Source organism: Amycolatopsis keratiniphila subsp. keratiniphila (assembly GCF_001620365.2).
Taxonomy (GTDB): domain Bacteria; phylum Actinomycetota; class Actinomycetes; order Mycobacteriales; family Pseudonocardiaceae; genus Amycolatopsis; species Amycolatopsis keratiniphila.
Map to the genome: position 1 here is coordinate 164899 of NZ_LQMT02000030.1, position 21395 is coordinate 186293.

22 protein-coding genes and 1 other RNA gene are annotated in these 21395 nt (G+C 68.6%); 7 read left to right on the forward strand and 16 right to left on the reverse strand.

Going from position 1 to position 21395, the window contains the following annotated elements; translation table 11 throughout:
- Positions 1–34 precede the first annotated feature (34 nt).
- The gene (locus AVR91_RS29090) at positions 35–802 is read left to right on the forward strand and encodes a hypothetical protein (protein WP_063275728.1); all 768 of its coding nucleotides are present in this window, start codon (positions 35–37) and stop codon (positions 800–802) included.
- On the opposite strand, the gene hutI is transcribed toward AVR91_RS29090, so the two are convergent.
- The 5 genes from hutI to hutH are packed head-to-tail and all read right to left on the reverse strand — an operon-like array spanning position 765 to position 7563.
- The gene (gene hutI / locus AVR91_RS29095; protein WP_063275729.1) at positions 765–1907 is read right to left on the reverse strand and encodes an imidazolonepropionase; all 1143 of its coding nucleotides are present in this window, start codon (positions 1905–1907) and stop codon (positions 765–767) included. The two genes, AVR91_RS29090 and hutI, sit on opposite strands and share 38 nt — an antisense overlap.
- Positions 1895–3190, reverse strand: coding sequence for a formimidoylglutamate deiminase (locus AVR91_RS29100; RefSeq protein WP_063275730.1), 1296 nt, complete (start codon positions 3188–3190; stop codon positions 1895–1897). The genes hutI and AVR91_RS29100 overlap by 13 nt, the downstream gene beginning before the upstream one ends.
- Positions 3187–4383 (reverse strand): allantoate amidohydrolase, encoded by a 1197-nt coding sequence (locus tag AVR91_RS29105; RefSeq protein ID WP_063275731.1) that lies wholly within the window; start codon positions 4381–4383, stop codon positions 3187–3189. The genes AVR91_RS29100 and AVR91_RS29105 overlap by 4 nt, the downstream gene beginning before the upstream one ends.
- A complete protein-coding gene (gene hutU, locus AVR91_RS29110) occupies positions 4380–6032 on the reverse strand; it encodes a urocanate hydratase (RefSeq protein ID WP_063275732.1) in 1653 nt (550 codons plus the stop codon). The genes AVR91_RS29105 and hutU overlap by 4 nt, the downstream gene beginning before the upstream one ends.
- Before the next feature lie 4 nt (positions 6033–6036).
- The gene (gene hutH, locus AVR91_RS29115; RefSeq protein WP_063275733.1) at positions 6037–7563 is read right to left on the reverse strand and encodes a histidine ammonia-lyase; all 1527 of its coding nucleotides are present in this window, start codon (positions 7561–7563) and stop codon (positions 6037–6039) included.
- 176 nt (positions 7564–7739) lie between these two features.
- Between hutH and AVR91_RS29120 the strand changes: the two genes are divergently transcribed.
- Positions 7740–8525, forward strand: a complete 786-nt coding sequence (locus tag AVR91_RS29120) for an IclR family transcriptional regulator (protein ID WP_063275734.1) — start codon at positions 7740–7742, stop codon at positions 8523–8525.
- On the opposite strand, the gene AVR91_RS42920 is transcribed toward AVR91_RS29120, so the two are convergent.
- From AVR91_RS42920 to ssrA, 5 genes are all read right to left on the reverse strand, one after another.
- A complete protein-coding gene (locus tag AVR91_RS42920) occupies positions 8513–8728 on the reverse strand; it encodes a hypothetical protein (protein WP_037345970.1) in 216 nt (71 codons plus the stop codon). The genes AVR91_RS29120 and AVR91_RS42920 overlap by 13 nt on opposite strands.
- Before the next feature lie 124 nt (positions 8729–8852).
- The gene (locus AVR91_RS29125; RefSeq protein WP_063823184.1) at positions 8853–9590 is read right to left on the reverse strand and encodes an alpha/beta fold hydrolase; all 738 of its coding nucleotides are present in this window, start codon (positions 9588–9590) and stop codon (positions 8853–8855) included.
- A 21-nt stretch (positions 9591–9611) separates the two neighbouring features.
- Positions 9612–10427: a nucleotidyl transferase AbiEii/AbiGii toxin family protein gene (locus AVR91_RS29130; protein WP_158077417.1), complete on the reverse strand. Its 816-nt coding sequence runs from the start codon at positions 10425–10427 to the stop codon at positions 9612–9614.
- Entirely contained in the window at positions 10405–11451 is a 1047-nt protein-coding gene (locus tag AVR91_RS29135) for a type IV toxin-antitoxin system AbiEi family antitoxin (RefSeq protein ID WP_143254140.1), read from the reverse strand. The genes AVR91_RS29130 and AVR91_RS29135 overlap by 23 nt, the downstream gene beginning before the upstream one ends.
- A gap of 61 nt (positions 11452–11512) precedes the next feature.
- Positions 11513–11885, reverse strand: a transfer-messenger RNA (tmRNA) gene (ssrA, locus tag AVR91_RS29140).
- Between the two features lie 155 nt (positions 11886–12040).
- On the opposite strand from ssrA, the gene AVR91_RS29145 reads away from it, so the two are divergent.
- From AVR91_RS29145 to AVR91_RS29165, 5 genes are all read left to right on the forward strand, one after another.
- Positions 12041–12718 carry a sensor domain-containing protein gene (locus tag AVR91_RS29145; protein WP_063275737.1) on the forward strand — a complete coding sequence of 226 codons (678 nt, stop codon included), beginning with the start codon at positions 12041–12043 and terminating at the stop codon, positions 12716–12718.
- The gene (locus AVR91_RS29150) at positions 12715–13854 is read left to right on the forward strand and encodes a sensor histidine kinase (RefSeq protein WP_063275738.1); all 1140 of its coding nucleotides are present in this window, start codon (positions 12715–12717) and stop codon (positions 13852–13854) included. Before AVR91_RS29145 ends, AVR91_RS29150 begins: the two co-directional genes overlap by 4 nt.
- Before the next feature lie 52 nt (positions 13855–13906).
- Positions 13907–14548 (forward strand): response regulator transcription factor, encoded by a 642-nt coding sequence (locus AVR91_RS29155; protein ID WP_063275739.1) that lies wholly within the window; start codon positions 13907–13909, stop codon positions 14546–14548.
- Positions 14549–14629: 81 nt separating this feature from the next.
- Complete coding sequence (locus AVR91_RS29160; RefSeq protein ID WP_063275740.1) at positions 14630–14863, forward strand: hypothetical protein; 234 nt, start codon at positions 14630–14632, stop codon at positions 14861–14863.
- 93 nt (positions 14864–14956) lie between these two features.
- On the forward strand, positions 14957–16282 hold the full coding sequence (locus AVR91_RS29165; protein ID WP_063275741.1) for an acyltransferase family protein: 1326 nt from the start codon (positions 14957–14959) through the stop codon (positions 16280–16282).
- Here the strand turns inward: AVR91_RS29165 and AVR91_RS29170 are convergent.
- From AVR91_RS29170 to AVR91_RS29195, 6 genes are all read right to left on the reverse strand, one after another.
- The gene (locus tag AVR91_RS29170) at positions 16272–17168 is read right to left on the reverse strand and encodes an amidohydrolase family protein (RefSeq protein WP_063275742.1); all 897 of its coding nucleotides are present in this window, start codon (positions 17166–17168) and stop codon (positions 16272–16274) included. The two genes, AVR91_RS29165 and AVR91_RS29170, sit on opposite strands and share 11 nt — an antisense overlap.
- Complete coding sequence (gene smpB, locus AVR91_RS29175; RefSeq protein ID WP_043847924.1) at positions 17165–17647, reverse strand: SsrA-binding protein SmpB; 483 nt, start codon at positions 17645–17647, stop codon at positions 17165–17167. The genes AVR91_RS29170 and smpB overlap by 4 nt, the downstream gene beginning before the upstream one ends.
- A gap of 52 nt (positions 17648–17699) precedes the next feature.
- A complete protein-coding gene (gene ftsX / locus AVR91_RS29180; RefSeq protein WP_063275743.1) occupies positions 17700–18593 on the reverse strand; it encodes a permease-like cell division protein FtsX in 894 nt (297 codons plus the stop codon).
- Positions 18594–18644: 51 nt separating this feature from the next.
- Positions 18645–19334: a cell division ATP-binding protein FtsE gene (gene ftsE, locus AVR91_RS29185; RefSeq protein WP_005168409.1), complete on the reverse strand. Its 690-nt coding sequence runs from the start codon at positions 19332–19334 to the stop codon at positions 18645–18647.
- Between the two features lie 135 nt (positions 19335–19469).
- The gene (gene prfB, locus AVR91_RS29190) at positions 19470–20573 is read right to left on the reverse strand and encodes a peptide chain release factor 2 (RefSeq protein ID WP_037345950.1); all 1104 of its coding nucleotides are present in this window, start codon (positions 20571–20573) and stop codon (positions 19470–19472) included.
- A gap of 66 nt (positions 20574–20639) precedes the next feature.
- Positions 20640–21140 (reverse strand): PadR family transcriptional regulator, encoded by a 501-nt coding sequence (locus AVR91_RS29195; protein WP_039920095.1) that lies wholly within the window; start codon positions 21138–21140, stop codon positions 20640–20642.
- Between the last annotated feature and the right edge of the window lie 255 nt (positions 21141–21395).

Genomic DNA, 21395 nt, shown 5'->3' on the forward strand with positions numbered 1-21395 from the left:
CTTCTCAGTACGCTCCACGCCGAGGTGATTCGACGTGAACAACGTTTCGGTGATCTCCGCGGTGGTCTCGGTGTCCGGCGCGGTGCTGACGGCGGTGCTCGGCGGGGTGTTCGAGGCGCGCCGTCGCCGCTCAGACCGCGAGCAGTTACGCCGGGACCTGGTCAGCCGGTACCGGGATCCGCTGCTGCAGTCGGCGGCGTCGCTGGCAGCGCGGCTGCGAAACGCGATCCGCCTGCTGTCCGGCGAAGAAGTCCATCAGGCGGCGCCGGGCAGCGAACGCCAAGACGAATACAACCGCTATGACAGCCTTTACCGGCTTGCCGCCTATCTCGGCTGGGTGCAGATCCTGCAGCAGGAGGCCCATTTTCTCGATCTGGGCAGCCGTCGCCGGAACCGGCGGCTGATGCGCCGTCTCGGCGAAGTCAAAGGGGCGCTTTCCGGTCACATCGAGCCAAGCGACACGCGGGTGTTCCTGCTGCTCGGCGGCGAGCAGCAGGCGATCGGCGAATTGATGATCGATCCGGACAGCCCGGACCGTCCTCGCTGCCTCGGCTATGTGCAGTTCCGTCGCAGGTACCGGGACGACGCCGAATTCGCCGGCTGGTTCGAACCGCTACTCGAAGAAACCACCAAAGTCCTGGAGCACCCCGAGGAGGGGGCCGCACGGCTCACCACCGTCTACAACGCCCTGGTCGACCTGATCGTCTACCTCGATCCCAAGAAGGTCTGGATCCTCGGGCCGAACCGCAAGTTCGAACACGCTCTCACAACCGCTTCCCCCGACGCCACACCGACGAAGTAAGCGGCACCCCCGGCCGGTACGCGAGGTGCGTCGTCGAAGGCGCCTCCAACACGTGAAGATCGGCCCGCGCCCCCGGCCGCACGTAGCCCACATCGTCGCGCCGCAGGGCTCGAGCGCCGCCCGCCGTCGCCGACCACACCGCCTCGTCGATCGTCATCCGCATCTGCAGCACCGCGGTCGTCACGCAGAACGCCATCGACGTCGTGTACGAGCTGCCCGGATTCGCGTTGCTGGCCAGCGCCACAGTCGCCCCCGCGTCGAGAAGCCGCCGCGCCGGCGCCAGCGGCTGCCGCGTCGAGAGATCGCACGCCGGAAGCAGGGTCGCGACAGTCTCCGAAGCAGCGAGAGCCTCAACGTCCGCTTCGCTCAGGTACGTGCAGTGGTCGACACTCGCCGCCCCCAGCTCGACAGCGAGCCGCACGCCCGGCCCCTCCCCCAGCTGGTTCCCGTGCACCCGCAGCCCGAGCCCACGCTCCCGCGCCGCCTTCAGCACCCGCCCGGATTGAGCCTCGTCGAACGCGCCGGTCTCGCAGAACACGTCGGCCCACCGCACGAGTGGCGCCGCGGCGTCGAGCATGTCCCCGCACACCAGGTCCACATAGGACTCCGCGTCCGCGCCCGGCGGCACCAGATGTGCGCCGAGGAACGTGACCTCGTCGGCCACCTCGGCGGCGATCCGCGCCGAACGAGCCTCGTCCTCGACGTTGAGCCCGTACCCGGTCTTCGTCTCCAGGCAGGTCGTGCCCTGCCTCGCCGCCTCGTCGACGTGACGCCGCAGATTCGCCGCCAGCTGCTCGTCGGAAGCCGACCGCGTCGCGTCGACGGTGACCGCGATCCCCCCGGCGCTGTACGCCTTCCCGGCCATCCGCGCCTCGAACTCGGCCGTCCGGTCCCCGGCGAAAACGAGGTGCGTGTGGCTGTCCACCCAGCCGGGTAGCACCGCGCGCCCCTCGACGTCGACCCGCTCGTCCGCGTCGGGCGCGGCCGCGGCGGCACCGACCCACGCGATCGCTTCGCCATCGATGGCGACGGCCGCGTCGCGGAGCTTGCCCAGTTCGGCGTCGTTCGTGGTGAGCTCGCCGATTCCCGTGATCAGGACTGCCACAATGCCTCGATCTCCTTGGCCAAGACCGTTTCCGGCCGGTCGATCAGCTGATGCGTGCCGTCGCGGACGATCTCACGTCCGGAGACGACGACGTCCCGCACGTCCGCGCCGGAAGCGGCGAAGACCACCCCGGACGGCTCGATCCCCGCGGTCCGCACCGATCCGAGCCCGACCGTGACCAGGTCCGCGCCCGCGCCCGGAGCCAGCGCGCCGACCTCGTCCCAGCCGACCGCGCCGTGATCCGTCGCGGCCGCGAGCAGTTCCTCGGCGGTGAACCGGCCGCGTTTCTCGCTGGCGAGCCGCTCGTTCAGTTCCAGCGCCCTGGTCTCCTCGAACGCGTCGACGACCGCGTTGCTGTCGCTGCCGATCGACAACCGAACCCCCGCGTCCAGCAGCGTCCGCGCGGGGCCGATGCCGTCACCGAGATCCCGTTCGGTCGTCGGGCAGAAGCAAGCCCGGCTCCCCGCCGCACCGAGCCATTTGATATCGCCCGGCGTCAGATGCGTCGCGTGCACCGCGGTGAGCCGCTCGCCGAGCACGCCGCGGTCATGAAGCAACTCCGTTGGCGTCCGGCCATAAGCCGCCACACATTGCTCGTTCTCGGCACGTTGTTCCGAAAGGTGGATGTGCAGCGGCCCGATCCCACCGGCCACTTCGGACAGTTGATCCTCGGGAACGGCTCGCACCGAATGGATCGCCCCGCCCACCCGGAACGTCTCGTCCTCCCGCAATTCGCCGGCTCGTTGCGCCCACCTGGTGGCCGTCCCGTCGGAAAACCGCCGCTGCACCTCGTCGGGCTCGACGCCGATCCCGCCCGCGAGGTAGCACGTGTCGAGCAACGTCAGCCGGATCCCGGCGTCCTTGGCCGCCTGCCGCAGCGCCCCGCCCATCGCGTTCGGCTCGGCGTACGGCTTTCCGCCCGGCGCGTGGTGCAGGTAGTGGAACTCGCCGACACTCGTGTACCCCGCCAGCACCATCTCCGCGTAGACCCCGCGCGCCAGGCGGTAATACGAGTCCGGATCCAGCCGGGACGCGAGCGAGTACATCCGCTCGCGCCACGTCCAGAAGGTCCCGCGGTCGTGGTGCGTCCGCCCGCGCAGCGCACGGTGGAACGCGTGCGAGTGCCCGTTCGCGAAGCCCGGCAAGGTCAGTCCACTCAGGACAGTGCCCGCACGAGGCGCGTCCGCCGTCACGGAAACGATCTTGCCGCCGTCGACCTCGATCCGGACGGCATCGGCGATCCCGTCCGGCAGCCAGGCACGTTCACACCAATATGTCGTCATGTCGACAGTTTCTCCAGGACGTCCGCGAGCGCGCGAGCACCGTGGTCGACGTCCTCCGCTTCGGAGAACTCCTCCGGGGAATGGCTGATCCCGGTGGGGTTACGCACGTAGAGCATTCCGGACGGGACGAACCCGGCGAGGATCGCCGCGTCGTGCCCGGCGCCGGTCGGCAGTTCCGGCGGCCCGCCCAGCCAGGTGCCCAGGTCTCGGCGCAGCGCGTCGTCGAAGATCACGTCGTCGGAGTACGACTCCCTGGTGACCTCGACGCGGCAACCCTCCTGCCCTGCCGCCTCTTCGGCCAGCTTCGCGATCTCCGCGACCAGTTCGGGCGTGGCCGTGCCCGGTACTCGCGCGTCCAGCCAAAGGTCCACAGTGGACGCGATGACGTTGGTCCCGCCGGGCACCGGCACGAGCCTGCCGACGGTCGCCCTCGCGTCGGCGGTCGCCTTCGCCAGTTTCCGTACGGCGAGCACGGTCTCCGCCGCCGGGATCATCGGGTCGCGACGATCGCCGATCAGCGTCGCACCGGCGTGATTTCCCTGCCCCTGGAAGGAGAAACGCCATCGGCCGTGCGCGATCACCGTGTTGCCGACGGCGACCGGCGAGCCGAGGTCGATCAGCCCGCGCCCCTGCTCGACGTGCAGTTCCAGGAACCGCCCAATGAGCCCGAGCCGCTCCGAGTCCCGGCCGACCCGCTCGGGATCGAGGCCGGATTTCGCCGCCGCTTCGGCGAACGTGACGCCGTCCGGGTCGCGCAGGCCGCGCGCCTTGTCCGCGTCGATCGTCCCGGTCAGCAGGCGCGAGCCGAGGCATGGCACGCCGAATCGGCCACCTTCCTCCTCCGCGAACACCACCACGGCGAACGGCTTGGCCGGGCGGAATCCCTTCGCCTGCAGGATCTCCACCGCGTCGAGCGCGCTCGCGACGCCGAGCGGGCCGTCGAACGCGCCACCGCCGGGCACCGAGTCGAGATGGCTCCCGGTGACGACCGCGTCCGGGCCGGGGGTGCCCCACCAGGCCCAGATGTTGCCGTTGCGGTCGGTCTCGACGCCCAGCCCCAGCCGCCCGGCGCGCTCGACGAACCACGCGCGCAGCTCGGTTTCGGCCGCGTCGAAGGCGTGACGGGAGTATCCGCCGCGCTTCGGGTCGCGGCCGACGTCCGAGATCTCCTCCAGCAGCGAGGACGCGGTCACTCGGCGTCCCGCATCGGCACGCGCACACCGCGCTCGCCGGCGACGTCGGCGGCGCGGTCGTAACCCGCGTCGACGTGCCGGATGACGCCCATGCCCGGGTCGTTGGTGAGCACACGCTCGAGTTTCTGCGCCGCCAGCAGGGTTCCGTCGGCCACGCTGACCTGGCCCGCGTGGATGGAACGGCCCATACCGACGCCGCCGCCGTGGTGGATCGACACCCAGCTGGCGCCCGACGACGTGTTGACCAGCGCGTTCAGCAGAGGCCAGTCGGCGATCGCGTCGGAGCCGTCCGCCATCCCCTCGGTCTCGCGGTACGGCGACGCGACGCTGCCCGAGTCGAGGTGGTCACGGCCGATGACGACCGGCGCCTTCAGCTCACCGCTGGCGACCATCTCGTTGAACCGCAGGCCCGCGAGGTGCCGCTCGCCGTAGCCGAGCCAGCAGATCCGCGACGGAAGGCCCTGAAAGGCGACGCGTTCCCCGGCGAGCCGGATCCAGCGCGCGAGGGATTCGTTCTCCGGGAACAGTTCCAGCATCGCGCGGTCGGTCGCCGCGATGTCCTCGGGGTCGCCGGAGAGCGCCGCCCAGCGGAACGGGCCGTTGCCCTCGCAGAACAGGGGGCGGATGTAGGCGGGCACGAATCCCGGGAAGTCGAACGCGCGCTCGCAGCCGCCGAGTTTCGCCTCGCCACGCAGGGAGTTGCCGTAGTCGAAGACCTCGGCGCCCTTGTCGAGGAAGCCGAGCATCGCCTCGACGTGCTCCGCCATCGACTCGCGGGCGCGTTCGGTGAACTCGTCGGGCTTCTTGTCCGCGTAGTCCTGCCACTCGTCGACGCCGATTCCCTTGGGCAGGTAGGAAAGCGGGTCGTGCGCGGAGGTCTGGTCGGTGACGATGTCGACCTCGACACCGCGGCGCAGCAGCTCGGGCAGCACCTCGGCGGCGTTGCCCACCACGCCGACGGACAGCGCGCGCTTCTCCTTCTTCGCGGCCTCCACCCGGCGGATCGCGTCGTCGAGGTCGTCGGCGACCTCGTCGAGGTAGCGGGTCTCGACGCGGCGGTGGGCGCGCTGTGGGTCGCACTCGATGACGAGCGCGACACCGTCGTTCATCGTGACCGCGAGCGGCTGCGCGCCGCCCATGCCGCCGAGACCGGCGGTGACGGTGAGCGTGCCCTTGAGGCTGCCGCCGAACCGCTTCTTCGCGACGGCGGCGAAGGTCTCGTACGTGCCCTGGAGGATTCCCTGGGTGCCGATGTAGATCCAGGACCCCGCGGTCATCTGGCCGTACATGGTCAGGCCCTGCGCCTCCAGGCGGCGGAACTCCGGCCACGTCGCCCAGTCGCCGACGAGGTTGGAGTTCGCGATGAGCACGCGCGGCGCCCACTCGTGCGTGCGGAACACGCCGACCGGCTTGCCGGACTGGACGAGCAGCGTCTCGTCCTGCTCCAAAGCGGTCAGTTCGCGGGTGATCGCGTCGAAGCTGGCCCAGTTGCGGGCGGCCTTGCCGGTGCCGCCGTAGACCACCAGGTCCTCGGGGCGCTCGGCGACCTCGGGGTCGAGGTTGTTGTGGAACATCCGCAGCGCGGCTTCGGTCTGCCAGTTCTTCGCGGTGAGCGTGGTGCCTCGGGCGGCACGGACCGTGTGGGTCATGGGCTCAGACCTCCAATTTGGCCGCGGCGAGGACGGCACCCGACGCGACGAGTTCTTCGGCGGCGGCGATCTCCGGCGCCAGATGACGGTCGGGGCCGGGGCCCTCGACCTTGGTGCGGACGAGATCCCGGACCCGGCCGGTGACCGGCGACGGGGCCAGGGGCGCGCGCATGTCGAGGGCGCGCGCGGCGGTGAGCAGTTCGATGGCGAGGACGGTGTTGAGGCCCTCGACGGCCTTGCGCAGCTTGCGCGCGGCGGACCAGCCCATGGAGACGTGGTCCTCCTGCATGGCGCTGCTCGGGATCGAGTCGACCGACGCCGGCACCGCGAGCCGCTTGAGCTCGCTGACCACGGCCGCCTGCGTGTACTGGGCGATCATGTGGCCGGAATCGACGCCGGGGTCGAACGCGAGGAACGGCGGCAGACCGTGCGAACGGGCCTTGTCGAGCATGCGGTCCGTGCGGCGCTCGGCGATGCTCGCGACGTCCGCGAGCGGGATGGCGAGGAAGTCGAGCACGTACGCGACCGGGGCGCCGTGGAAGTTGCCGTTGGACTCGACGCGGCCGTCGGACAACACGACCGGGTTGTCGACCGCGGACTGGAGCTCACGCCCGGCGACGAGTTCGGCATGCGTGAGACTGTCGCGTGCGCCGCCGTGCACCTGGGGCGCGCAGCGGAGCGAGTACGCGTCCTGGACGCGGTTGCAGTCCGGGCCGCGGTGGCTCTCGACGATCTTCGAATCCTGCAGTGCCGTCCACATGCGGAGCGCACTTCTTGCTTGCCCGGGGTGCGGACGCAGCGCCTGGAGGTCGGCCGCGAAGGCGCGATCGGTGCCGAGGAGCGCTTCGACGCTCATCGCCGCGGTGATGTCGGCGGTGTCGAGCAGCTTGCGCAGGTCGGCGGCGGCCAGCAGGAGCATGCCGAGCATGCCGTCGGTCCCGTTGGTGAGGGCGAGGCCCTCCTTCTCCGCGAGAACGACAGGCTCGATCCCCGCGTGCTTCAGCGCTACGGCGGCCTGGACGACTTCGCCGTTGTACTCGACTTCGCCCTCCCCCATCAGCGCGAGCGCGACGGCGGCCAGAGGCGCGAGGTCACCGGAGCAACCGAGGCTGCCGTACTCGTGCACGAGCGGCGTGATCCCGGCGTTGAGCATGGCCGCAAGCGCTTGCGCGGTCTGCGGGCGGATGCCGGTGTACCCGCTGGCGAGGGTGCGGAGACGCAGCAACATCAGCGCGCGGACGACCTCGGTCTCCACGACCGGGCCCGCGCCGGCCGCGTGCGATCGGATCAGCGACCGCTGGAGCGCGGTGCGGCTTTCGAGCGGGATGTGCCTCGTGGCGAGCGCCCCGAAGCCCGTCGAAACGCCGTACGTCGGCGTCTCGGCGTGCGCGAGGTCGTCGATGTGCTGACGCGTCGCGGCGAGGTTCTTCTCGGCCGCTTCGCTGACCGCGACGGGCGAGTGGTCACGGGCGACCGCGACGACCTGTTCGGGCCGAAGCGGTTCGGACCCCAGAAGTACGGTTTCCGGCATAGCCCCATTGGACAACGCCATGCCCGCTGGTGGGCGGCGCCAACCGGTGGTTGTGTCTGGTATCCAAGACACGCGCGGTGGGAGCAAGGGACCTTTGCTACCACTTTTCTCGACATCAAGAGAAGTGGTAGCAAAGGTCCCTTGCTCCCCCGCCGAGCGAAAAAGGAGGTCCGGACATGGGCGAGAGCAGCGAAGTACCAGCCCTCCGACGCGGCCTCGGGATCCTCCGCGCCCTGGCCGCGAGGCCCGGCCCGGTGTCGGCGGCCGCGATCGCGCGCGAACTCGGCCTCCCGCGTTCGACGACGTATCACCTGCTCGCCGAACTGGAAGCCGCCGGTTTCGTGACACACCTGCCGGCCGAGCGCCGGTACGGCCTCGGCATCGCCGCGTTCGAGCTCGGCTCGGCCTACCTGCGGCACGACCCACTGGAACGGCTCGCGCTCCCACTGCTGCGCAAACTCGCCGACCGGGTCGGCCACACCGCGCATCTCGGCGTGCTCCACGGCAACGAGTCGCTCTATCTGGTCAAAGAGCGACCCGCCCGGCCGGAAACCCTGGTGACCGAGGTCGGTGTCCGGCTACCGGGCCAGCTCACCGCCTCGGGCAGGGCGATCCTCCGGCATCTGCCCTCGCCGCACGTGCGCGCGCTCTTCCCGGCCGCGTCGGCGTTCGTCCTGCGCACCGGCCGCGGCCCGCGCACCCTCGCCGAACTCCGCCGCACACTGAACGCGGAAGGCAGGCTCGGCTGGGCGGTCGAAGACGGTCACGTCACCGAGGGATTCGCCTCGGTGGCGTGCCCGGTCTTCGACCACGGCGGCCGGCCGATGGCCGCGATCAGCGTGACCCTCCGCCACCTGTGCCCAGGGGGCGAAGGGTGCGAGGAGACTTGGCCCGATCTCGCCGAAGAGGTCCGTCTGACCGCGGCCGAATTGACCACCCGGATCGGGGGTCAGGTGCGCTGAGCGTGCTTCTTCTGCACTCCCTCGAGTCCGAGCATCGCCAGCAGTTCCGCGCAGTCGATGGCATCCGAGGCGTGCCCTGCGACGGTTCGGGCGGCTCTGCCGTTCTGCAGCGTGAGGCGGACTTCTTCCTCCGCACGCACACCGGCCATCCGGCTCTGGTCTTCAGCGGGGTCGGGACGACTGGAATGCCTGGCCCAGGTCATCTGCCACCTTCTTCCGGCCCTCCGGCGACACGGGGTCGTTTCGAAAGAGGGCCATGGTCGGACACACAGCATGACACCCCACCGGAACAAGATCGCCATTGCGGGTGAATCGAGATGAAATCAGCTACCCTCTGTGATTCAGAAATTCTTCCAAAAGCTCGTTGAACGGTGCCCCGGTGTCAGGCACCAAATGCCCCATCCCGCGCACGATTTCGCGTCGAGCGCCGGTCCGGTCCGCGATCGCGTCGGCGATGATCCCGTACTCCGGCCGATGGCCGCCGGTGACCGCGAGCATCGGGAAGCCCGCCTCGGCCAGCACATCGAGTGGCAGTTCCGCGTCACCCGGCGGCCGCATCCCGACCAGCGCACGGGCGCCGCGCCGCAACGTTTCCGGCACGGGATCCGGGATGGGCAGCGGCACCCCGGCGAGCGGGAAGAACACCTTGAACACCTCGCGAGGATCGTCGAGCGGCCCGTCGAGAAATCGCCGCAATTCGGCATCCCACGCGTCGACGACCTGGTCCCCTCGGACGACCCCGGCCGCGGGCGGTTCGACCACGGTGAGCGTCCGGACCATCTCCGGCCGCCGCGCGGCGGCCAGCATCGCGACGATCGCGCCATAGGACAGCCCGACCAGATGCGCGGGCTCGTCGAGCACCTGCTCAGCGATCAATTCCGAGTCGACCTCGAAATCCTGTACGCCGTCCGGCGATTTCCCGTGCCCGAGGCAGTCCGGCGCGAGCAACGTCCACCGCTCGGTCAGCGGGCGCTGCGCCCGCCACGCCTCGCGGCCGCCGAGCAGCACACCGTGCACGAGAACGACACGCGGCCCGGAACCCCACTGATGCACATGAAGGCGCATGACTTCGAGGCTATGAGATTCTCACGATTCGAGCCCGCCCGATCGGGCGCACGAAGACGCCTCCCTGATGCCCTCGGCGAGCGCACCGACGAGGACCGGCCCACGCGTGAGGCGAACGTCGCTGCCCAACCGGCCCAGCACGTCGTCATCGCCGACGATGCCGAGGAGTACCGCGACACCGTCGGAATCCAACAGTTCCGGCATGTGTGATCCCAGCAGCCAGGCCCCCGCGAGCGCAGGGTCGAAGCCGTGCCGTTCGAGCACTTCGAGTTCCTCGTCGTAGAGCCGATCCCAATACGGTCCCGACGAGTACCAGCCGATCATCGTCCCGAGGTCGATGGCGTCGTGCGTGGTCGTGGCGCGCCGATCCCACCAGGTCAAGAGCTTGAGCAGAGCCAACGCCGGTACCGCGGGAACCTTGATGACGAGCCCGCCGGGCAGGATCACCGACTCGGCCGATGCCACGGCTTCGCGCAATCCGCGGACGTTCATGCGGTGGTCGTCGGGCCAGAGGATGGTCCGGTCGTCATCCTCGATACCGCCGTAAGGCAGCACGTCGACCTCGATGCCCTCCACCAGAAACGAATGCGCGCTCCGGCCATGTCGTTCCAGCCGGCTCACGAATTCTTCGAAATCGTCCCAGGTGCCCATCGCGGCGGCGATGTCGATATCCTGGGTGGCCCGCTCGGGCGGGCCGCCGACCAATCCGATCGACAAGATCGTGCGCGCGGTCGCCCCGACCACGAGGTACTCGACCCCGACGGCATTGGCGACGTCATCCACCCGAGTCAGCACTCTCGCGGCGAGCCGGAGATCAGGTTCGGTCGATGCGCTCAAGTCGATCATCATCGCTCCGAATCCGGTCGCCATGCTCGCGCTGGCGCGGATCGCCCGAGGCCAGCAGGTCAGCGTAGATCAGCGGCGAAGGCACGATCCACGACTCCGGCCCGGGCGCCTGCCAGAACCGGCGCCTGATGTGTACGTTGCCGCCGTTATCCGCTCGCGCCAAGCGATACCGGCCGATCAGCCGCGCCGGTAGCTCGCCGGCATAGAGGGTGAGCGAGGCGGGCCGCAGACGCGGATCGATGAGGCTCGCCCCGGCTTCTCCGCCCACCTGGACCCCGGAGGAAAGCAGGTCGTCTTCCGCGTCACGCCACCACGACAGGTCGGCCGCCACGAAGTCGCCGAGAGCCAACGATGTGTCCAAGGTGATCGAGTAAGCCTCCGACCACCGGTCGAGCAACTCGGTTCCACGGGCCAGCCGTCGCTCGTTCCCTCGTTCGTACAGGTAGCCGGCACGGGTGAGTTCATCGATGACCGTCTTGACCGTACCGAGCGAAACACCGCTCATCTCGGCCAATCGACGGTACGGAAAGGCGGCCGTCTCCGGCCAGCTGAGCAGGACGAACAGGACCTGAAGGCCTGCCCTGCCGAATGCTCCCGCACCTCGCGACGAGACTCGCCCGGCCGGAACGGCGGGCTTGCGGCGGCCTCGGACATCGATCAGGACGTCGTCCCACGAGAGGTGGGCGTTGCCCGCGGCGTCCACGTAGTCGACACCCCTGGCTCGCAGCCGCTCGGCAACCGGTTCGCTGAGGTAGGTGGTGAACAGCAGCGGCGGAGGGGACGGCGGGAAATGGACCGCTGTGGCCAGTTCCGCGGTCATCCGTCGCTTGAACTCGACACCGTAGGTCCGGGCGGCACCGGATCGCGTTGTGAGCTTCACCAGCGCGTCGGCGAGTACTTCGACACGGAAGCCCAGCTCCTGGAGCCGGGAGCGCATCTCGGCGTACAGCGAATCATCATGTTCATTCAAATTGAACATACGCATATTTTGAACACGCGCGGACCTTCGGCGCAACCCGCACCGCCGTCGAAACGACGAATGGCGAGCGCTCGATCACGAGCACTCGCCATTCGGGCGGTGGAGGTGCCGGGAATTGAACCCGGGTCCTCTGGCGCATCATCAGGGCTTCTCCGTGCGCAGTCCGCTATGTCTCTACTTGGCCCCTTCAGTCACGCGAACAAGCTGAAGTGACGAGCCCAGCCACTGTTTGTTTCCCAATCACACCCCGTAGCCGAGTGTGACGGTAAGCCTCCTAGCTGATGCCGGTGACCGGGTCGGAGGCGACCCCGGACCGACAGAGTTGCTCTACTGCTTAGGCAGCAAGAGCGAACTCGCGCTGGCTCTTAGGCTCGGCGCTTATTGGTTTGCGATGACGCTTACGGTGGTCTCTCGCCTGCACCGGCACGCTTCTCCTGATTCAACGACCAAAGTCGAAACCGTTCACCCCCTTGGTGGGACACAACCTGTACATCATAACGCGCTCGGCAACCGGGTTAATCCCGCAGGTGGGGCTAGCCCTACCTGGGAGATGCCCGCGCGCACCATGTCAGCGGACGGCCCCTGGCGCGATGCTTGACTCCTCGAACAGGAGAGGAGCACGACCATGAGTTCGCTGGCGGCCGAGCGGGAGCTGAGCAGGTCCGATCCGTCGTTCGGCGGCTCGCTGGCCTACCTGCTGATGAACCTGCCGATGGGCGTCCTGGCCTTCGCGCTCCTGACGGCCTTCATCTCGGCGGGCGTCGGCACGGTGGTCGTCTGGATCGGGCTGCCCATCCTCGCGCTGGTGATCCTGACGGTCCGCGGCGCGGCCCGGATGGAGCGCGCCAGGGTGTACGCGCTGCTCGACCGCTACATCGACCTGCCGTACCTCCCGTTGCCCGCCGCCGGCCAGTCCGTGCGCTGGAAGGCGCGGCTGAAGGACGGCTCGACCTGGCGCGACCTCGGCTACTTCTTCTTGCTCTTCCCGCTCGGGATCATCGAGTTCGTCCTGGTCACGGTCTTCTGGTCGACCAGCCTCGGCCTCGCCGGGCTGCCGATCTACTACCGCTTCCTGCCCGGAGGCGAGTACCGCTTCCCGACCTGGGAGAACGCGTGGTTCACCGTCGATTCGACGGTCTCGGCGCTGCCTTGGGCTGCGCTCGGAGTGCTCTGCATCGCTCTCTCGGTAGCGTTGACGAAGGCGCTGGCCGGGACGCATGCCCGGCTGGCGACGGCGTTGCTCGGGCCGACCTACGCCCAGCGTCGCCGTCTGGAAGATTCTTGGGGCGAGGTTCACGGATGACGATCGACCAGCAGGTACAGCAGGTGGGGATCCCGCGGCCGCGGCCGATGCGAACGATCGCCTACATGATCGTCAGCTTCGTGTTCCGGCTGCTCCAGTTCGTCCTCATCGTCGTCGGACTGGCGGTCGGCATCGCCACCGCGGTGGTGTGGATCGGCTTCCCGATCCTGATGGCCACGACCAGCTTCATCCGCTGGTCCGCCGACCGGGAGCGGGGCTGGGCGCGGACGATGCTCGAAACCCCGCTGGAGCCGGTCGAGCGCCTCCCCCTCGAAGGGCTTCCGCTGGTCAAGCGCTGGCTGACCCGGCTGACCGACGCGACGACGTGGCGCGACCTCGCCTACCTGATGGCGGCGTTCCCGCTGGCCTGCCTGGAGCTGCCGATCGCGATCGCGTCGATCGTGCTCCTGCCGATGGCGATCTGGGTGACCCCGTGGGTCGGGTGGCTGCACGGCAACCTGGCGTACTCGCTGCTCGGCCCGAACCGCGCCGCGAAGCTGGAGCAGAAGGCCGAGCGCCTGCAGGCGTCGCGGGCTCGCGGTGTCGACGCCGCCGAGGCCGAACGCCGCCGCATCGAGCGCGACCTGCACGACGGTGCCCAGCAGCGGCTGGTCGCCGTCGCGATGAGCCTCGGCCGCGCGAAGTCGAAGTTCGACCAGGACCCGAACGCCGTACGCGAGCTGATCGACGAAGCACATCTCGACGCCAAGCTCGCGGTGTCGGAACTGCGCGATCTCGCCCGCGGGATCTACCCGGCCGTGCTGGGCGACCGCGGCCTCGACGCCGCGTTGTCCGCACAAGCCGCGAAATCGCCGATCCATGTCGACGTCGAGGTGGACGTCGAGCCGCGACCGCCTGCCGCGGTCGAGACGACGGCGTACTTCATCGTCGGCGAGACGCTGACCAACATCGCGAAGCATTCGGGTGCGACCGAAGCGGGCGTGAAGGTGTGGCGCACCGAGTCGATGGTCATCGTCGAGATCACCGACAACGGGCACGGCGGCGCCGAAGTCCGGCCAGGTGGCGGCCTCGCCGGGCTCGCCGACCGCGCGGCCACGATCGACGGCGTGATCACCGTCGTCAGCCCGCCCGGCGGCCCGACGGTGATTCGCGCGGACCTGCCGTGCCAATGGTGACCCGCTCGTGAGTGAATAGGCTCTGCCATTCACTCACGACGCTGGGGGCAGCATGCGGGTTGTCATCGCCGAAGACGCGGTTCTGTTGCGCGCGGGGGTGATCCGACTGCTCGCCGACGAGGACATCGAGACGGTCGCCGCCGTGGACAACGGCGACGATCTGCTGAGCGCGGTCAAGGAGCACCGGCCGGACCTCGCGATCGTCGACGTCCGCATGCCGCCCACTTTCACCGACGAGGGCCTGCGCGCGGCGCTGGGCGCCCGTGAGGCCGTTCCCGGTCTTCCGGTTCTCGTGCTCTCCCAGTACGTCGAAGAGAGCTACGCCGTCGAGCTGCTGTCCGGCGGCGCGGGCGGAGTGGGTTACCTGCTCAAGGAACGCGTCGCCGACGTCGGGGACTTCCTCGACGCGGTCAAGCGGGTCGCCGGCGGCGGCACGGCCATCGACCCGGACGTCATCGCGCAGCTGATGGCCCGCGGCCGCAAGAACCCGCTCGACGCGCTCACCGCCCGCGAGTCCGAGGTGCTGGGCCTGATGGCACAGGGCCTGTCGAACACCGCGATCGCGAACTCGCTCGTCGTCTCGCACGGCGCGGTCGAGAAGCACATCGGCAACATCTTCTCGAAGCTCGGCCTCGAAGCGAGCTCGGTCGAACACCGCCGGGTCCGCGCGGTCCTCACTTACTTAGGACGCTGAAGTAGCTCTTGGTGGCGAAGCCGTCACTCACCTAACATGGGCAGACTGTTGGTGGGGAACGAGCCGAACCGAGGAGGACCCATGACCGACCGGCCCTCCCGCAGCGTCCGCTTCTTCGGCGGGCCCCTCGACGGCCGCGTCCAGGAACTCGGTGACACGGAGCCGATCGTGGGAACCGTCGTCAAACACGTCCATCTGCACGACGGCCCCAAGATCGAAACCCGGTACGAGCTCGGCCGCGCCGAGGACGACCGCTGGGAGTTCCGGCTGTGCCCCGCCCCGCTCCCGGAGCCCGAGACCGACGGCGTGGGGTAGGGAAAACTCCACCTTTCTCCGGCGAAAACAGGAAGATCGATACGGCGGCCCGCACCGCTGTTTTCGCGGCCCCGAAGTACCAGGCTCTTTTCCATGCACACAAGCGGGGAACAGGGCCGGGACAGGTTCCTGGACATCGTCCGAGCGGTCGCGATCCTCGCGGTCGTCGTCCAGCACTGGGGAATGCCGGTGCTCTCCTACGCCGACGGTCACCTCTCCACCGGCAACGCCCTCGCGACGCCCGGCTGGTGGGTCGTCACGTGGCTCAGCCAGGTCATGCCGCTCGTCTTCTTCGCCGGCGGCGCGGCGAACCTGATCTCGTTGAGCCGAGCGGAAAGTTCCCGTTCCTGGCTCGCGGCCCGCCTCAAGCGGCTGATGATCCCGGTGCTGCCGCTGGTGGCCGTCTGGCTGTTCGTCCCGGACATCCTGCGGGGCATGGGCGTTCCGGAGCAGCCGCTGCAGGTCGGCGGCGCGATCGCCGCGCAGTTGCTGTGGTTCCTCGCCGTCTACGTGCTCACCGTGCTGCTCACCCCGACGCTGGCCGCGGCACATCGCCGCTGGGGCCTGAAGGTCCCGCTCGTGATGCTCGGCGCCGCCGTGCTCGTCGACGTCGCCCGCTTCAACGACCTCGGCCTGATCGGTTTCGCGAACGCCGTCTTCGTCTGGATGGCCGTGCACCAGCTCGGTTTCCACTACACGCAAGGACGTCTCGGATCGTTGAGCCGCAACGCCGCGCTGGGCATGTCCGCTGCCGGCTTCGGCATCACCGCGCTGATGGTCGCCTTCGGCCCGTACCCGGCGAGCATGATCGGCATGCCGGGTGCCCCGGTGTCGAACATGAGCCCGCCGACCGTGCTGCTGGCCTTCCTCGCGATCGGCCAGATCGGGCTCCTGCTGGCCTTCAAACCGCAGCTGAACACCCTGGCCGCCCGGCCGAACCTCGACGCCGCGCTGAAGTGGATCGGCCCGCGGTTCATGAGCGTCTACCTGTGGCACATGCCGGCGCTGATCGTCGTCTCCGGCGTCGCGGTCTACGGCCTGGGTTACGAGACCCCCGAACCGGGTTCCGTGCTGTGGCTGACGATGCTCCCGGCCTGGCTCGGTGCCTGCGGGCTCGTGCTCCTCGGCCTGCTGCGGATGTTCGCCCGCTTCGAAGCGCAGGGTTCCGGCCCCGCGTCGACCGCCCACACGCCTCAGCTCGTCGTGGCCGGGCTGGCGATCGCCGGCGGCCTGCTCGGCCTCGCCGCACACGGTTTCGCCCCGCTGAGCGATGGTCTCGCGCAGGGCCCGGCGCCGTGGGTGGCGCTGGCGACGGGTGGATTCCTGCTGGCGGGCAAGCAGATCCAGGTTTCGGAGCTGGGGACGCGGCTGCTCGGCCGCGCCGTCTCGGTCACCGAGGTGGCCCAGCTCAAACGCTGAGCAGTTTCGCGGGGGTGTCGTGCAGCACCGCCCGCAGGAACGGCTCACCCAGGCGATCGTCGGCGGCCCAGCCGGCGATCGCCTGCAGCTGTGTGGCGTACGAGTACGGGATATTGGGGAAATCGGTGCCGAGCACGACGCGATCCGGGAACTCCGCCAGCAGGTCCTGCCAGTCCGGCGGGAGCGGGTTGCCCCGCAGCGTGAACTCCACCCCGACCATCGTGGTGTCGAGGTACACGCGCGGATACTTCCTGGCCAGCTCGAACGCGAAATCGATCTCCGGCATCCCGGCGTGCGCGAGCACCAGCGTCAGGCTGGGATGCCGGATCAGGATCTCCTCGAACAGTCGTAGCCCGGTGTAGGCGCCCCTCAACGGACCGTGTCCACAGTGGACGACCACCGGGACGCCCGCGTCCGCCAGCGCACCCCAGACGCCGTCCAGCAGCTCGTCCCGCGGGTCGTAGGCGCCGACCTGGACGTGTGCCTTGAAACAGCGGGCGCCCGCGCGCAGCGCACCGTCCACAACGGACAGCGCGCCGGGCTCCGGGTAGAACGTGCCGGTCGGCACCGCCTCCGGGACGCGCTCCGCGAACTCCAGCGCCCACGAGGTCAGCCATTCGGCCATCCCCGGCTTGTGCGGATAGACCAGCGGCGCGAACCTGCGCACGCCGAACGAGCGCAGCGTTTCGACGCGTTCTTCTTCAGACGTGCGGTAATGCACCGGCCAGGCCATGCCGTAGTGCTCCCCGGCCTGATCGAAATAGGCCCACACCTTGTCCATGACCGGCTTCGGCAGGAAGTGCAGATGAAGGTCCACGAGCCCGTCGATGCCGAGCGCCGAGATCCAACCGGGGATCTCGGCGTCCGACGCGGGCCCGTGGATCAATCGTTGTACCGGCCCTTGAGCGCCCGGCCCATGGCCCGGCTGATGGTGCGCTGCGCGTCCCGTTTGGCGATGTCCTGCCGCTTGTCGTAGGACTTCTTGCCCTTCGCCAGCGCGATCTCGACCTTGACCTTGCCGTCCTTGAAGTACATCGACAGCGGGACCAGCGAAAGACCGCTCTCCTTGGTCTTGCCGATGAGCTTCTCGATCTCCTGGCGGTGCAAGAGCAGTTTCCGGGTGCGCCGCGGCGTGTGGTTCGTCCACGTGCCCTGCACGTACTCCGGGATGTGGACGTTGCGGAGCCAAACCTCGCCGTCGTCCACCGTGGCGAACGCGTCGGCCAGCGATGCCCGTCCTTCACGCAGGCTCTTCACCTCGGTACCGACGAGCACGAGACCGGCTTCGTAGGTGTCGAGGATGGAGTAATCGTGGCGAGCCTTGCGGTTCGACACGATCACTTTTTGTCCGCGTTCCTTGGGCATGACGGCGACTCTACGTGAGTTTCTGTGTTCGGGCAGGTGGTTATCGGGGCGGCTAGTGGCGCACGTACAGGCGCAGCGTCACGTAGCCGGTGATCGCCGAAATGACGATCGAAACGGCGAGCAGGATCGGCGCCACCGGGAACAGCAATTCGAGCATGCCGACCGCGGGGAACACGTCACCGGTGAGCACCAAGTCGAGCAACAGCACCTTGGTGAGGATCAGGAAGACGATACCGATGATCGCACCGACCAGGCCGGCGACCACCGCCTCCAGGAGGAACGGCAGCTGCGTGTACCAGCGGGTCGCGCCGACCAGCCGCATGATGCCGACCTCGGTCCGCCGGGTGAACGCCGACACCTGGATCGTGTTGGCGATCAGCAGCAGCGCGGCGATGGCCATGATCAGCGCGGCCCCGAAGGCCAGGTTCCGCACCCCGTTGAGCGCGTTGAACACGCGGTCCAGCGCCTTCTGCTGGTCGTCGACCTTGGAGACGCCGGGCTTGCCGGTGTACTCCTGGATGATCGCCTGGCTGCGCTCGGGGTTCTTCAGCTTGACGTGCAGCGACGCGGGCAGCGCCTCCGGCCCGGTGAGCGCGAGCAGTTCCGGCTGGCTCTCGAACATCTTCTTGAACCGCTCGTAGGACTGCTCGCGGTTCTCGAAGACGACCGACTCGACGCCTTCGTTGCCCTGCAGCTCCTGACGCAGCGTCTGGCAGGCGGACTGCGAGCAGTTCGGGTCACCCGCGCTGATGTCGTTGACCAGATAGACCGAAACCTCGACGTCGGCGAGGAAGTTGGCCTTCATCTTGTCGATCGTGCCGACGGCCAGCAGACCGAAGCCGAGCATGGCGAGGGAGACCGCGGTGGTGAGGATCATCGCGATGGTCATCGTGACGTTCCGGCGCAAGCCGGTGACTACCTCGCTGAAGACGAAACTGGCGCGCATCGGGGTTGATGTCCCTTGGAAGTCGTGGGTTACGGAGGAGGGCGGGGCCGGTCAGCGGCCGATGCCGTAGACGCCTCGGGCGTCGTCACGGATGACCTTGCCGAGCTGGAGCTCGACGACCCTTCGCCGCATCGAGTCCACGATCGAATGGTCGTGGGTGGCCATCAGCACCGTCGTGCCGGTGCGGTTGATCCGCTCCAGCAGCAACATGATGTCCTGGCTCGTGTCGGGGTCCAGGTTCCCGGTCGGCTCGTCGGCGAGCAGCACGAGCGGGCGGTTCACGAACGCGCGGGCGATCGCGACGCGCTGCTGCTCACCACCGGAAAGTTCGTTGGGGAGACGGTCGGCCTTGCCGTCGAGGCCGACGAGTTCGAGCACCTCGGGCACGACCTTGCGGATCGTGGGGCGCGGCTTGCCGATGACTTCGAGCGCGAAGGCGACGTTTTCGGCGACGGTCTTGTTCGACAGCAGACGGAAGTCCTGGAACACGCAACCGATGGTCTGCCGCAGCCGCGGCACGCGGCGCCGGGCGAGCTTGGCGACGTCGAAGTTGGAGACCATGACGCGACCCTTGCTCGGCACCTCTTCGCGCAGCAGGAGACGCAGGAAGGTCGACTTCCCGGATCCCGAGGGACCGATCAGGAAGACGAACTCGCCTTTGTCGATCTCGACCGACACCCGCTCAAGGGCGGGACGGGTCGAGGTCTTGTAGACCTTGGAAACCTCTTCGAGCCGGATCACGGTTCGGCATACTACCCATGCCCGTCGTTAAGCCCGGGTAGCCCGGTACCGGCGGCCAAGCGAGCAAGGGACCTTTGCTAACACTCTCTTTCGGAAAGTGGTAGCAAAGGTCCCTTGCTCTCTCACGCAGGGTTGTTACGCGGCTCCGGACTGCTTGCGCCAGCGGATGCCCGCCTCCAGGAAGCCGTCGATCTCGCCGTCGAGCACGGACGACGGGTTGCCGACCTCGAACTCGGTCCGCAGGTCCTTGACCATCTGGTACGGATGCAGCACGTAGGAGCGCATCTGGTTGCCCCAGCTGGAGCCGCCGTCCTTGAGCGCGTCCATCTCGGCGCGCTCCTCTTCCTTCTTCCGCTGCAGCAGCCGCGCCTGGAGGACCTTCATCGCGGCCGCCTTGTTCTGCAGCTGCGACTTTTCGTTCTGACACGAAACGACCACGCCGGTCGGGATATGCGTGATCCGCACCGCCGAGTCCGTCGTGTTCACGCTCTGGCCACCGGGCCCGGACGAGCGGTACACGTCGACGCGGATGTCCTTCTCGGGGATGTCGACGTGGTCGACCTCCTCGACCTCGGGCATCACCTCGACGTGCGCGAAGGAGGTCTGGCGGCGGCTCTGGTTGTCGAACGGCGAGATGCGCACCAGCCGGTGCGTGCCCTGCTCGACCGAGAGCGTGCCGTAGACGTACGGGGCGCTCACCTTGAAGGTGGCGGACTTGATGCCCGCTTCCTCGGCGTAGGAGATGTCGTAGACGTCCGTCGGGTAGTTGTGGCGCTCCGCCCACCGCAGGTACATCCGGAGCAGCATCTCGGCCCAGTCGGCGGCGTCGACACCGCCCGCTTCGGACCGGATGGTGACCACGGCGTTCCGCGGGTCGTATTCACCCGACAGCAGGGTGCGGACCTCGAGCCCGTCGATGTCCTTGGTGAGCGCCGTGAGCTCGGACTCGGACTCGGCCACGCTGGCGGAGTCGCCCTCGGCCTCGGCCAGTTCATAGAGGACGCCCAGGTCGTCGAGCCGCTGCCGCAGCTCGGAAATGCGTCGCAGCTCACTCTGCCGGTGGGACAACTGGCTGGTGACCTTCTGCGCCGCTTCGGGGTCGTCCCAGAGGTTCGGGCTGGATGCCTGTTCCTCCAGCTCGGCCACCTGGGCACGCAGCGCATCCAGGTCCATCACCGACTCGATCTGCGTCAGCTTGCCGGCCAGGTCCTTCAGTGCCGCATCGAACTCATCACTCACGTCGGCCAAGGTTACGGCAAAACCCACGACCGGTTGCGGGGAACCGGTCGTGGGCACCTGTCCGGGTCAGGACTGGGGGATGGAATCCAGCAGTTTCAGTGCCGCTTTGGCCTGCGCCTGAGCGAACTCGGCGACCGCCTTGGCGTACGGGCCGTCGGCGGCCTTGGTGGCGGCCTTGGCCTCGTCGAGCTGCTGCGTGTAGCTCGCGCGGGCCGATTCGAGCAGGGTCGAGCGCTGCTTCACCGTCAACGAGCCGGCGTGCACGAGACGGAGGATCAGCGGGCTGCGGAGGTGGTCAGGACCGGCTTCGGAGGACAGCCACGTCTTGAACGCCTTCTTGCCCGCCGCGGTGATGAGGTACTGCTGGCTCGACCGCGGCCCCTGCTTGCCGAGGCGGACGAGGCCCTCCTTCGACAAGGCGGGGAGCTCCCGGTACACCTGGCTGCGAGTCACGCTGAAGAAGGCGCCGAAACGCTCACCCGCCCCCGCGACCAGTTGCCCGCCCGTGGCGGGACCGTCGTGGAGAAGACCGAGCAGTGCGGCGGCTGTTGCATTCAATTCGGACACGTCCTCTACGGTCCCACTTTTCGGAACCTGTGTCCACTGTGGTCAACACATCTGTCCATTGTGGCTAGTGATATGCGCTCATTCGGCCCAACGCACTACGCCTGTCCACAATGGACCGACCACGCTACGCAACCGGCCTTCACCACGGACAGCGGTACGCGTCCCTCGCCCCGACCAACAACAGGGAGTGATCGCCCCGGAGGGCACACGGGCCACGAAACCGGAAAACGAAGAAGCGCGGATCTGCGATTTCCG